We start from the raw sequence: 13,088 nt of genomic DNA, 5'->3' as shown, positions 1-13,088 counted from the left end.
GGACCCCGGCGCCGCGCGCCGCGCCCTGCTCCTGGCGGCCGACCGAGCGGCCGGCTCCGCGGCCGACCGAGCGGGCGGCCCGGCCCTGGCGCGGCTCAGGCCTCGGGCGCCGCCAGCTCCAGCTCCACCCGCAGCCCACCGGCGGGCGGGCTGAGCAGGGTCAGCCGTCCACCGCCGGAGTCGGCGGCCCGGCGGGCGATGTCCAGGCCCAGCCCGGTGGAGCCGCCGCCGCTCGTCCCGCGGGACGTCGGGTCGGTGCCCGGCGGCAGGCCGGGGCCGTGGTCGGAGACGACCAGGCGCGCACCCCCGCCCGGCCGCGGTGCGAGCTCGACGGCGAACGCGGTGCCGTCCGGGGTGTGTGCGAAGACGTTGCCCAGCAACGCGTCCACGCAGGCCTCGAGGTCGCCGCGAGCGCAGGTCACCGGCAGCGGTCCCTCGGCGAGGTCCAGGGTGACGGCGCGCTCGGTGTCCTCGGCGAGCACCTGCCAGAACTGCACCCGCTCCCGGACGACCGCGGCGGCGTCGGCGGACCGGCCCTCCCCGCCACGCCGGCGGGCCTGCTCGATCGCCCCGGTCACCGCCCGCTGCACACCGTCCACACCGGACGAGATCCGCGCGGCCTCCTGCGGGTCCGGCAACGCCTCGGCGTCCAGCCGCAGCGCGGTCAGCGGCGTGCGCACCCGGTGCGCGAGGTCGGCGACGTTCTCCCGCTCCTCGCGCAGCAGCTCCGAGATCCGACCGGCCAGCCCGTTCAGCGCCCCCGCGACGACGCCGAGCTCGGCCGGCGCGGACGGGTCGGCCCGGGCGGCGAGGTCGCCCCGGGCCAGCCGCTCGGACACCCCGGACAGGTCGGTGCTGGCGTCCACCAGCGAGCGGGCCAGCCGGTCGGCGACCAGCAGGCCACCGGCCAGCAGCAGCACCGACAGCCCGGCCAGCAGCAGCCAGGACCGGGTGACGCCGCGGTAGAGCTCGTCGTCCGGGACGAACACCCGGATCGCGCCGCCGGCCGCGTTCGCGTCCCGCACCGCGAACACGATCTCCCGGCCACCGCCGGTGTCGGTCGACGCGCTGGTCCCGCGCATGCCCAGCTCGACCAGCGGGGACCGCGGCGCGGGCGTGCCGAGCACGGTGCCGTCGGGCAGGAACAGCGAGACGTCCGATGCCGTCGTCGCGTCGACCTGTGCGACGGCCGGTGCCAGGGTGTTCCGGTCGGTGGTGGCGACCAGCGGGGTCAGTGCCTGGGCCTCGGCGGTCGCGGTCGACATCGCGTTGTCCACCGCGACCGTGCGGACCAGGGTGGCGAGCGGGATCGCGAACGCCACCAGCACCAGCAGCACGGTCGCCGCGACCAGGGCGAGGATCCGGCGGCGCATCAGGCGTCCCCGCCCGGCGCGGACAGCCGGATCCCGACGCCGCGCACCGAGTGCAGGTAACGCGGGCTCTGCGCGGTCTCGCCGAGCTTGCGGCGCAGCCAGGACAGGTGGACGTCGACGGTCTTGTCGGCACCGCCGTAGGGCTGCTGCCAGACCTCGGTGACCAGCTCCCGCTTGCTGACGACCTGGTCCGCGCGGGCGGCGAGGTGATGCAGCAGGTCGAACTCGCGCGGGGTCAGCTCCAGCTCGGTCCCGTCCAGCACCGCGCGCCGGCCGCGCGGGTCCACCGACAGCCCACCGACGACGACGGTCGCGTCCGGTTCGCCGTCCCCGATCCGGCGCAGCACCGCCCGGATCCGGGCGTCGAGCTGGGCCGCGGCGAACGGCTTGACCAGGTAGTCGTCGGCGCCGGCGTCGAGCACGGCGACGATCTCCGCCTCGTCGTCCCGGGCGGTCGCGACGATCACCGGGACCGCGCTGGCACCGCGCAGCATCCGCAGCATCGTGGTGCCGTCCATGTCCGGCAGGCCGAGGTCGAGCACCACGAGGTCCGGCCGCTTCCCGACGGCGGCCTCCAGGCCGGCCATCGCGGTCGGGGCGGAGTCGACGGCGTGCCCCCGCTCGCCCAGCCCGCGGATCAGCGCGCCGCGGATGGCGGGGTCGTCCTCGACGATCAGGATCTGGGCCACGGCAGCAGAACCTATCCGCAGCGGCTCCGGCGCGGTGCCGGCCCAACGATCGGTTGAGGGACCGTTAGGGCCGCGTTAACCGTCCGCCCGGGCATCCTGGGGGCGTGAACCGACCGAGCAGCCGCACCACCCGCACCGGCATCCTCGCCGGGTTGTGGATCGCCGCCGCGGCCGGCGCGCTGCTGCTGGGGCTGACCGCGGTCAGCTCGATCGGCAGCGGCCTGTCCGGCGGCTCGCCCGTGCAACCGCTGGCCGCCGAGGACGTCGAGGCCCGGCTCGCCGCCCCCGAGACGGCGCCCCGGCCGGGTGGAACGCAGCCCGGAAAGTCCCAGCCGGCCGCCGCGCAGCCGGCCGGCCCGCAGCAGGCGGAGCAGTCGCCGCCGGCGGTGGTCCCGGCCGGGCCGGCCGGGACGGTCCTCGTCCGCTGCGCGGGCGGCACCCCGACGGTGGTGTCGGTGAACCCGGCCCAGGGCTTCGAGGTCGAGGACGACGCCGGCCCGAACCAGGTGTACCTCGACGGCGACGACGTCGACGTCCGGGTCACCCTGCGCTGCGACGGTCCGACCCCGGCCGGCGACGTCGTCGTCGACCGCGGCGACGACGACTGAGTGGATCCAGGTTGACCGAGTCCCTCAGCCGTGCCGGCTCCGCTCGTGGAAGAAGTCCTCGACGACGGCCAGCCCGCCGGTACGGACGACCTCGTCGTAGACGTAGCGGCCGACGGCGAGGTCGAGTACCCCGAGCCCGAACGGGGAGAACACCACCGTCCGGTCCGCCGGCACGGTGATCCGGCCGGCCATGACGTCGTCCAGCGTCCCGGCCAGGAAGTCCCGGCTGCCGGTCAGCTGCTCGACCAGGTGTGGCGAGGTGTCGGCCTTGAGGCAGTGCTCGACGTCGTCGACGACGTTCGTCGCGGACAGCAGGATCTCCGGTGCGAGGTCGCGCAGCGACACGTTCAGCACCAGCGGGCCGTGCCCGAACCAGGCCGGGTCGTGCAGGTGCGGCCGGGCCGCGACGGTGGCGAGCACGACCAGGTCGCTGGACCGGACCAGCTGCTCGGCCTCGGCGTGCACGGTGATCCGCCCGCCGGTCCCGGACCGCTCCAGGTAGCCGCGGAAACCGTGCGCGCTCTCCGCGGTGAGGTCGTGCACCCCGATCTCGTCGAACTCCCAGCCGGTCCCGGCCAGGAAGGTGTGGATGTAGCGGGCGATCAGGCCGGTCCCGATGAACCCGACCCGCACCGGCCGGCCCCGGTCCCGGCTGAGCCGGTCCGCGGCCAGCGCCGCTGACGCGGCCGTCCGGGTGGCGCTGATGATCGAGCTCTCCAGCACCGCGAACGGGTAGCCGGTGTCGTGGTCGTTGAGGATCAGCACGGCCGACGCCCGGGGCAGCCCGGACTCGATGTTGCCCGGGAAGCTGGAGATCCACTTCAGCCCGTCCACCCCGGACGGCCCGCCGATCGAGGCGGGCAGCGCGATGATCCGGGCCGTCGGCCGGTCCGGGAACCGCAGAAAGTACGACGGCCGGTTCACCGACTCGCCGGCGCCGTGCAGCCGGTAGGTGTCGGCCACCAGGTCGACGACCTCCCGCTCGCGGCCGGCGAGCACCTGCCGGACCTGGCCGCCCGGGATCACCGAGAACGGCGGCGGCGCGAGCGCCGGGCCCCCGGCCGGTGGTGTCGTCGTCGCGGGGTCGGTCACCTCGGTCATCGCTGCTCACCCACCCGGACGGGGTCGCCTAGCCCGACCAGGACCTCGCGCGGGCTGTCGAACGGGTCCCGGCCGTGCGCGGTCCGGATGTTGTCGACGAGCAGCAGGTCACCGGCCTGCCAGGGCTCGCGCAGGGTGTGCTGCTCGTAGGTGCCGGTCAGCAGGTCCACGACGTCGCGGTCGATCGGGTCACCGTTGCCGAACCGGGTGGTGAACGGCAGCCCGTCCGGGCCGTAGACCTCGAGCAGGTACTCCCGCACGTCCGGCTCCATCGTGTGATCGTTCAGGAAGGCGATCTGGTTGAACCAGCAGCGCCGGCCGGTCACCGGGTGGGTGAGCACGGCGTGCCGGCGCTGCCGGGTCCGCAGGCCGCCGTCGGGCTGCCAGGCGAACTCGATCGCGTTCGCCCGGCAGTAGGTCTCCACCGCGGCCCGGTCGTCGGTGCCGAACGAGTCCGCGACGGACGCGCCGATCTCCTCGTTGTAGCTGCGGACCAGCTCCCAGCCCTCCCGGGCGAACCGGTCGACCAGGTCGGGCGGCAGCGCGTCGAGCACGGTGGGGGAGTCGGCGATCCCGGTCGCCCCGCCGGACGCCGGCGCGACCAGGCAGGCGAAGAGCATCAGCCCCGGGAACTCGCAGGCGTAGCTCAGCTCGTGGTGCATGCACATCTGCTGGGCGGCCGGCCACGCCGACGACGAGTAGATGCTGTCGGCGTACACCTCGCGGGCGGCGAAGGCCTCCCGCTCGGTCATCAGACCGTCGGCCAGGCCCCGGAACACGCCCTCGACGTCGGTGGGACTGCCCAGCCCGAACCCGCGGACCAGCACCGCGCCGTGCTCGGTGACCAGGCCGCGCAGCGCGGTCCGGAACTCCTCCCATGCCATCCCGCGGACCGCGTCCGCAGGCAGCAACGGCGGGCGGCCCGGGCGGATCTCGACGTCGAGCCGGGCGGAGGGAACGGAGGAGGTGGACATCAGGAACTCCCGTCGGTCGGTGCTGCTGCCGGCGGGGCGTCGAGCACCGCGGCCAGGTCGGCCAGGACCGGGTTCCGGGCGATGTCGGCCAGCGACACCATCCGGTCCAGCCCGAGCACGACCCGCACCGCGGACAGCGAGGTCCCGCCCAGGTCGAAGAAGTGGTCGTGCCGGCCGATCCGGTCGGCGGGCAGGTCGAGGACCCGGGCGACGACGCCGGCGATGCGCCGCTCGGTCGGGGTGGCGGGCGGTTCGTGACCGCCCTGCGGGGCCGCCGCGTCGGCGGCGTCGCGCTCGGCGAGCGCGGTCAGCGCCTTGGTATCGATCTTGCTGTTCGCGGTGAGCGGCAGCGCGTCCCGGTGCCGGAACGCCGAGGGGACCATGTAGCCGGGCAGCGACGCGGACAGCCGCTCCCGGAGCAGGGCCTCCTCGATCGGCGCGGGCGCGGCGTAGAAGGCCACCAGGTGCCGGTTGCCGCCGGCCCGCTCGGCGACCACCACCGCGGTGTCGCGCACCCCGGGCACCCGGGCCAGGGTGTTCTCGATCTCGCCGATCTCGATCCGGAAGCCGCGGACCTTGATCTGGGTGTCGCGCCGGCCGAGGAACTCCAGGTTGCCGTCCGGCAGCCGGCGTCCGTGGTCGCCGCTGCGGTAGAGCCGCACGCCCGGCCGGTACGGGTCGTCGGTGAACGCCTGCCGGGTGCGCTCGGGGTCGCCGATGTAGCCGCGCCCGACGCACACCCCGGAGCAGACGATCTCGCCGGGCGCGCCGAGCGGCACCGGCACCAGGTCGGCGTCGACCACCCGCACGGCGGTGTTCCGGATCGGGAGCCCGAGCGGGATCCGCCCGTTCGCCGGCATCCGGTCCAGCACGGCGTGCGTGATGTCGTCCGAGGTCTCGGTCAGCCCGTAGGCGTTGGCCAGCCGGATCCCCGGCCGGGCGGCGAACCACCGGGCCGCCGGCTCGGCCTTCAGCGCCTCACCGGTCGTCGACACGGTGTGCAGGTCCGGCAGCTCCCGGGCGTGCGTGTCCAGGTAGGACAGCACGACCTCCAGGTAGGAGGGCACGACCTGCACCACGTTCACCCGCGCGCCGACCAGCCGGTCCACGTAGCGGGCGACGTCGAGGATCACGTCCTGCTCGACCAGGACGGTCCGTCCGCCCACCAGCAGCGTCGACAGCAGTTGCCAGAGCGAGATGTCGAAGCACTGCGGTGCGGTCTGGGCGACCGCCTGCCCCTCGCCGATCCCCAGATCCTCGATCTTGGCGAGCAGGTGGTTGAGCATCCCCGCGTGCTCGCACATCGCGCCCTTGGGCACGCCGGTCGAGCCGGAGGTGAAGTACAGGTAGGCGAGCCGGTCCGGCCCGATCTCGACGCCGAGGTCGCCGGCGGGCAGGTCGTCGAGGCCGGGGTCGTCGACGCCGACGGTGTCGATGCCGGGGAGCGACTCGCAGGCCCGGTCGAGGTTCTCCCGGCTCGCCGGCTCGGTCAGCACCAGCCGGCACCCGGCCCGGTCCAGCGTGGTCGCGATCCGTTCGGCCGGGAAGTGCGGCTCGATCGGCAGGTAGGCGCCGCCCGCCTTGAGGACCGCGAGCACCGCCGCCATCCAGTCCAGGTTCCGCTCCGTCACCACCGCGACCGGGCCCTCGGGGCCCAGGCCCCGGGCCAGCAGCGCCCGGCCCAGCCGGTTGGCGCGGGCGTTGAGCTCCCGATAGGTCCGGCGCCGGTCCCCCAGCTCGGCGGCGACCGCGTCCGGGTGCGCGGCCACCCGCCGCTCGAACAGCTCGTGGAAGCGGACGTCGGGCAGCTCCCGTTCCGGACCGTCGAGCTCGTCGATCTGGTGGCGCAGCTCGGAGTCGGAGAGCAGCGACCGCCGGCGCGGGTCGGCGTCCGGGTCCGCGATCAGCGCGTCCAGCGCGGCCCGGTGGTACCCGCCGATCCGCGCGGCGCAGGCCGCGTCGAGCACGTCGGTCCGGTACCGCAGCCGCAGCGCCGGGCCGGCGGCCTCGTCGGTGCCGCCGGTGAGATCGGCGCCGCCGGCGCGGTCGGTGAGTCCGACGGTCAGCACCAGGTCCCCGGTCGGGTCGCCACCGTCGCGGGCCGGGTCGAGCAGCGTCTCGACGGCGGGGCCGCCCGGCTCCACCGGTTCCGCGCCGGCCCGGGCGGCGGCCGAGAGCAGCTCCCGCCAGGAACCGGCCCCGGCGTCGATCCGTCGGGGTGCCGGATCCGTGCCGGGAGCCGTGCGGTGACCGGCGACGACCTCGGCGTCGCCGGAGAGCACCGCGAGCACGCGGGCGTGCGCCGCCAGCATGGCCGCGGTCACGTCGACGCCCTCCGGCAGCCCCGCCGGGAAACCCGCGGGCAGCGGGGTGTCGTGCACGCCCGTCCCGGGCACCGGGTCCGTGGCCCAGCGGGGGAGCCGGGTGGCGGCGCCCGCCCGGCCGGCGGTCGGGGCCGGCGTCGTGGGCACGCCCGGGGCGGGCACGGCGGACGGCGCGGACGCCGGCGCCGGCGGTGCGGGCGGCGGCACGGTCGGCCCCGGCGGCGGTGTCGGGCCGACCGGGACGGGTGGCGCGGGCGGTGGCGTCGGGACGGGCGGTGCAGGCATCGAGGTGTCCTTCGTGCGGAGCGGTGGGTGCGTGGACGGCCGGGCGGGCTCCGCGGGGCTGGGCGGGACGGGCATCAGGCGGCCCGCCCGGCCGGGCCTGCGGGTGGTGTGGCGGGCGGTGTGGCAGACGCCGTGGCGGTGTGTGCGCTCAGAGCGGCGGCCGCGATGGCGGCGGGGGCGTACCGGTCGCCCCGGATCTCGCCGGCGGGGTTGCCGCCCCAGACCGCGTCCGGCGGCACCTCCTCGCCCTTCATCAGGAACGAGTCGGCGGCCAGCATCGCGCCGTCGCCGACGTGCACGCCGTAGTGCACGAAGGCGCCGACCCCGAGCGTCACCCCGGCGCCGAGCACGGTGCGGTCGGACTTGAACGCGCCGTCCTCCTGCGAGTGGCACTGGACGATGCTCCCGGCGTTGAGCGTGGCGCCGTCGCCGATCGCGGTGAAGGAGCGCTCGGTGAGGAAGCAGCCGTCGTCGAACACCCGGCGGCCGATCCGGACCCCCAGCAGCCGCCAGAGGACGCCCTTGAACGGCGTGCCGTCGAACATCGGGAAGTAGGTCTCGGACGGCACCTTCCAGGCCCGCTCGTGCCGCCAGAACGCGCGGTCGTAGATCGAGCGGCCGTCCGGGGCGAGCGTCTGCAGGTGCTCGGTGGCCCGTTCGACGAGCACGTAGAAGGCGACCGTGAACAGCAGCGTCGCTGCGGGCAGCGGCAGGAACGCCCACACACCAAACGTCCGGGAGAGGTCCCAGGCCCCGGTCGTCAGCAGCAGCATCCCGGTCAGGTGCAGCCAGCGCACCAGCAGCCGCAGCCCGATGCTGCCCGCGTTGTGCACGTCCTTCGCGGCCAGGCCGCGGGCCAGCTCGTCCGGCGGCAGCTCCAGTCCGGTGTCCCGCTCGACCGAGCGGGGGATCTCGAAGCTGGGCGACCCGAGCAGGCCGACGCCGGACCGGACCGGGCCGTCGATCGGGATCAGGACCTTCGTCGCGAGCAGGCAGTCGTCCCCGGTCCGGCCCCGAGCCGGGTAGGCGATGTGGTTGCCGAGGAAGTTGTCCGCACCGATCGACACCGGCGACACCCGGAACGACGACGCCGAGAAGTCGGCGCTGAGCATCGACAGCCCGTCGGCGACGACCGTGCCGCGCCCGACCGAGCACAGGTACGGCGTCTCGTGCTGCACCGCCATCCCGAAGTTCGACCCGGTCTGCACCACCGGGGTGAGCCGGTAGCCCACCCAGCGCAGGTAGCCGACGACGAACGAGGAGTCCCCGAACAGCTCGGTGAAGGACTTCCGGTTCGTGGTGCGGGCGATCACCCGGTGCGCCCAGTAGTGCACCCCGTAGAGCCGGTACACCCGGTCCGGCCGGACCAGAACCCGCAGCACCCGCGGCACGGTGCCCAGCACCAGCAGCCCGGCCAGGTTCCCGGCGACGAACAGCACCGCCGATCCCAGCAGCACCTCGCCGTAGAACGAAGTGCTGGTGAACGTCGGGGCACCGGTGTCGATCAGCCCGCCGAGCTGCCGGACCGTGGTGAGCAGCAGTGAGAGCCCGCCGAGGACCAGCGGCGTCGACACCGCGACCAGCAGCACCAGCTGCACGGCGGAGAACGCGGCCCGGCGCACCGGCGAGCAGGGCACCGCCGGGACGGTGCGGTAGTCGGTGTCGGTCGGCTGTGCCGGCGACCCGTGCCGGCGCGCGCCCGCCGGCACCGCCTGCCCGGCGTGCAACGACGAGCTGTGGCCGAGCTGCGCCCCGTCGCCGATCGAGGTCCCGATGTCGAGCACCGTCTTCTCGCCGACGAGCACGTCCCGGCCGAGCGTGACCGGCCCGGTCTGGAGCACGCCGTCGTGCGCCCGGTAGCCGGACAGGAAGCAGTCCTTGCGGACGATCGTGCCGTCCCCGATCGAGATCAGGTCGGTGCACACCGGCACGTTCCGGGACTGGATCGTGACGCCGCGCCCGATCCGCGCGCCGAGTGCCCGCAGGTAGCCCACGTAGAGCGGCGACCCGGCGAACAGCGCCAGCGGGTTGGCCCGGACCAGCGTCCGGACCGTCCAGAACCGCAGGTAGGCCATGCTCCAGACGCGGATCTGCTGCGGCCGCCACCGGCCGATCAGCAGCCACTTGGCGACGATCGGCAGCGTGCACAGGACCAGGAGGCTCAGCGCGGCGAAGGTGGCCGACCGCAGGTAGAGGTCGAGCAGCCCGGATCCGGCCAGCACCCAGGCGAGGCCCTGGTAGGTGACCAGCGGCGGGACCGCGGAGTACAGCAGGAAGGCGAGCGCCTGCAGGGTGCCGCACAGCGCGTGCCGCGGGGTGCCGACCGGTTCCGGCATCGGCGGCGGCGCGTCGGTGCCGGAGCCCGGCCCGTCCGGCGCGGGCGCCGCGGCGGCACCGGCGAGGCCGAGAGCCGTCGCGAGCTCCCGGATCGTGCTGTGCCGGTAGACGTCCTTGATCGACACCGGCGGCAGGTCCACCCGGTTGCGCAACCGCGCGCAGAACCGGGCCATCGACATCGAGTCTGCGCCGAGGTCGTCGAAGAAGTGCAGGTCCGGCCCGACCTCGGTGCCCAGCACCTCGGCGAGTGCCTCGAGCAGGCTCCGCTCCGCCGGGCTGGACCCGTCGTCGGCGAGCGCGGCGGCCAGCGCCCGCAGCGTCGGGTAGCGGTAGACGTCCTTCATCGACACCGGCGGCAGGTCCGCGCGCCCGCGCAGCCGGGCGCAGAACCGGGCCATGGTCATCGAGTCCGCGCCGAGGTCGTCGAAGAAGTGCCGGTCCGGGCCGGCCTCGGTGCCCAGCACCGCGGACAGGACCTCCGCCAGCGCGGCGGCCGGTCCGGACGTCGCGGCCGCCGCGGGGACCGCCACCAGCCGGGCGGTCTCCTCCGGCGCCGCGGCCGGCGCCGGCGCGATCCGGGGTGCCGCGTCGGCCGCCGGGCCGTACCGGTCCCGGTCCCGCTCGCGTCCGTCGACCCGGCCGAGGTACTCGATCTCGCCGTCGGGGTTCACCCGGCCCAGGTCGCCGGTCCGGTAGATCCGGCCGGACGGGTTGCCGGGGATGTCCAGGAAGTCCCGGATGAACACCTGGTCGGTGAGGTCGTCGTGGTCGAGGTAACCGCAGGCGAGCCCGATCCCGGCGATCCCGATCTCGCCGGCCTGCCCGTGCGGCAGCGCGCGGTACGGGTCCGACACGTCCAGGACGACGGTGCTGTAGGTCGGGAGCGGGATGCCGATCGTGACCGGCCCGACCGTGCGGACCTCGGACCAGGTCGCGGTCACGGTCGCCTCGGTCGGGCCGTACACGTTGAGGAACCGGCGGCCAGGCCGGCACCAGCGCCGCAGCTGCTCCGGCCGGCCGTCCTTCCCGCAGACCAGCAGCAACCGCAGGCCGGGCAGGTCCGCCCACACGGTGTCGAGCACCTCGGGGACCGTGCAGAGCGCGCTCACCCGGTGTGCGGTGAGGAACCCGGCCAGGTCCGCGCCCAGCAGGCCGGGACCCGGCGGCCGGGGCACCAGCGTGGCGCCGCTGACCCAGGGGACCCAGATCTCCTCCACGGCGAAGTCGAACGCGAGCGCCATCCCCTGGTAGACGCGGTCCTCGGGCCGCACCCCGTAGGTCTCGGCCGCGACCTTCACGAAGTTGCAGATGCTCGGGTGGTCGATCGCGACGCCCTCGGGGCGGCCGGAGACCGAGGCGTAGCTGATGTAGGCGAGCGGGTTGTCCAGGGTGCCGCGCTCGGCGTCGATCAACCGGCGCCCGTCCAGCTCCTCGACCAGCGGCGCGATCACGTCGAGGTGCACCAGCTCGGCGCCGGTGGCGGTCAGCAGGTCCATCTGCTCGACCCGTCGTGCCAGGTGCGACATCGAGAGCACGGTCCGGACCCGGGCGTCCTCGACGATGTAGACGAGCCGGCCGGTGCGGGCGGTGACGTCGAGCGCGACGTAGGTGGCGCCGACCTTGAGCACGGCGAGCATTGCGACGTAGGCGTGCGCCGGCACGTCGATCAGCAGCGCGACCCGGTCCCCGCCGCGGACCCCGCGCAGGCGCAGGTACCGGGCGAGCCGGTTGGCGCGGACGTCGAGCTCGTCGTAGGTGAGCGAGAGCTCGGGGGAGTCGACGGCGAGCCGGCCCGCGCGGCCGTACCGGCGGATCCAGTCGCAGGCCTGCTCGAACAGGTGGTCCAGGCGCTCGTCGCGGCGGGTCCGGCGGCCCTGGGCCTGGCTCCGGTCGACCAGCACCAGCTCGGAGACCGGCGGACGGTCCCGGTCGGCGGTGCCGGGAGCAGGGGTGGGCGGTCCGGCGTGCAGCTGCACGGGCCCTCCCCCGGGCGACGGCGGGGCGCCGGGTGACGCCTCCCGGTCGTCGACGCAGGTGGGAAGGCTGGCACCGGCCCCCGGGGCGGTCAACGGCCGTACGGCGCCCACCGGGGCGGAATCGCCAGTTCTGACGACGGGCGGGCCGGCGACCGGCGGGCCGGGGACGGTCGGTGCGGACATGGACGCTCCTCGCCGGTGACCGGGCCGGCTGCCTGCCGGTCGGTCCGTCGAGCATCCGCCGCGCGCAGCTCGCTGTGAGCCGGGCGGACCCCACCCGGTGCCGGTGCGGGCACCCGGGGGTTGCCCCTACCGCGGGACGGGGGCGACCGCGGACGGCCCGGGTGTGCACACGATCGAGCCGGCGGCCCCGGGACGCCACCGTTGTCGTCAGTCGCACCGAGCGAAACGAGGCGGTCCCAATGTCGATCATCACCGGTCCCCAGCAGTTCAACCAGGACGACCTGTTCGTCGATCTGCAGGCCACCGTCGGGCACGCCCTCTACCTCAAGTGCGAGGGCTTCAACTTCGCCGGCTCGGTCAAGCTGAAGGCCGCCGGGGCGATGGTCGCCGACGCCGAGCGGCAGGGGATCCTGGCGCCGGGCTCGTTCCTGGTCGAGTCGTCGTCGGGCAACCTGGGCGTCGCGCTCAGCATGATCGCGGCGAACCGCGGCTACCGGTTCGTCTGCGTCACCGACTCGCGCTGCAACCTTGCGACCCGGCGGCTGATGGAGTCGTTCGGCGCCGAGGTGCACGTGATCACCGAGCCGGACCCGGAGGGTGGCCTGCTCGGCGCCCGGAAGAACCACGTCCGGGAGCTGTGCGAGTCCGACCCGCGCTTCGTGTGCCTGAACCAGTACGAGAACCCGAACGCCTGGAAGGCGCACTACGCCACCACCGGCCCGGCGATCGCGGCCGAGTTCCCGGAGGTCGACGTGGTCTTCGTCGGCGCGGGCACCTGCGGCACCCTGATGGGCGTCGCCCGGTACTTCCGGGAGACGAACCCGGACGTCCGCATCGTGGCCGTGGACAGCGTCGGCTCGGTGACCTTCGGCGGCCCGGCGTCCCGGCGGATGATCCCCGGGCTGGGCAGCGGGGAGCGCCCGGCGCAGCTCGACGAGTCCCACGTCGACGACGTCGTGCTGGTCGAGGAGGCGGACACCGTCCGCACTTGCCACCGGCTGGCCCGCAACGGGTTCCTGTTCGGCGGCTCGACCGGCACCGTGGTCAGCGGGGCGAGCGCCTGGCTGGCCGAGCACGGCACGCCCGGCATGACCTGCGTCGCGCTGGCGCCGGACCTGGGCGAGCGCTACCTCGACACGATCTACCAGAGCCACTGGGTCGAGGACCTCTACGGCGCCGACGTCCTCGCCGACGTCCTCGCCGGCGACGAGCACGTGCTCAGCGCGGCCTGCTGACCC

The 13,088-nt window shown here is 75.0% G+C and carries 8 protein-coding genes; 2 read left to right on the top strand and 6 right to left on the bottom strand.

Features of this window, described 5'->3' with window-relative positions; all coding sequences use genetic code 11:
- Positions 1-95 precede the first annotated feature (95 nt).
- Both ACLFMI_RS07640 and ACLFMI_RS07635 read right to left on the bottom strand, forming a co-directional pair.
- Positions 96-1,373, bottom strand: coding sequence for a sensor histidine kinase (locus tag ACLFMI_RS07640; RefSeq protein WP_410947028.1), 1,278 nt, complete (start codon positions 1,371-1,373; stop codon positions 96-98).
- On the bottom strand, positions 1,373-2,062 hold the full coding sequence (locus ACLFMI_RS07635; protein WP_410947027.1) for a response regulator transcription factor: 690 nt from the start codon (positions 2,060-2,062) through the stop codon (positions 1,373-1,375). The genes ACLFMI_RS07640 and ACLFMI_RS07635 overlap by 1 nt, the downstream gene beginning before the upstream one ends.
- A gap of 104 nt (positions 2,063-2,166) precedes the next feature.
- Between ACLFMI_RS07635 and ACLFMI_RS07630 the strand changes: the two genes are divergently transcribed.
- Positions 2,167-2,670 carry a hypothetical protein gene (locus ACLFMI_RS07630; RefSeq protein WP_410947026.1) on the top strand — a complete coding sequence of 168 codons (504 nt, stop codon included), beginning with the start codon at positions 2,167-2,169 and terminating at the stop codon, positions 2,668-2,670.
- Between the two features lie 24 nt (positions 2,671-2,694).
- On the opposite strand, the gene sbnB is transcribed toward ACLFMI_RS07630, so the two are convergent.
- The 4 genes from sbnB to ACLFMI_RS07610 all read right to left on the bottom strand — a co-directional run bounded on the left by sbnB (position 2,695) and on the right by ACLFMI_RS07610 (position 11,667).
- Positions 2,695-3,771, bottom strand: a complete 1,077-nt coding sequence (gene sbnB / locus ACLFMI_RS07625; protein WP_410947025.1) for a 2,3-diaminopropionate biosynthesis protein SbnB — start codon at positions 3,769-3,771, stop codon at positions 2,695-2,697.
- A complete protein-coding gene (locus ACLFMI_RS07620) occupies positions 3,768-4,745 on the bottom strand; it encodes a TauD/TfdA family dioxygenase (protein ID WP_410947024.1) in 978 nt (325 codons plus the stop codon). Before ACLFMI_RS07620 ends, sbnB begins: the two co-directional genes overlap by 4 nt.
- A complete protein-coding gene (locus ACLFMI_RS07615) occupies positions 4,745-7,354 on the bottom strand; it encodes a non-ribosomal peptide synthetase (RefSeq protein WP_410947023.1) in 2,610 nt (869 codons plus the stop codon). Before ACLFMI_RS07615 ends, ACLFMI_RS07620 begins: the two co-directional genes overlap by 1 nt.
- Before the next feature lie 74 nt (positions 7,355-7,428).
- Positions 7,429-11,667 (bottom strand): Pls/PosA family non-ribosomal peptide synthetase, encoded by a 4,239-nt coding sequence (locus tag ACLFMI_RS07610; RefSeq protein WP_410947022.1) that lies wholly within the window; start codon positions 11,665-11,667, stop codon positions 7,429-7,431.
- A gap of 422 nt (positions 11,668-12,089) precedes the next feature.
- Here ACLFMI_RS07610 and sbnA point away from each other — a divergent pair, with 422 nt between their 5' ends.
- Positions 12,090-13,085: a 2,3-diaminopropionate biosynthesis protein SbnA gene (gene sbnA / locus ACLFMI_RS07605; RefSeq protein WP_410947021.1), complete on the top strand. Its 996-nt coding sequence runs from the start codon at positions 12,090-12,092 to the stop codon at positions 13,083-13,085.
- The last annotated feature ends 3 nt before the right edge of the window (positions 13,086-13,088 follow it).

Origin of the sequence: Pseudonocardia nantongensis, assembly GCF_046546495.1 — a bacterium.
Lineage (GTDB): Bacteria > Actinomycetota > Actinomycetes > Mycobacteriales > Pseudonocardiaceae > Pseudonocardia > Pseudonocardia nantongensis.
This window is presented reverse-complemented; position numbering and strand designations above follow the sequence as displayed.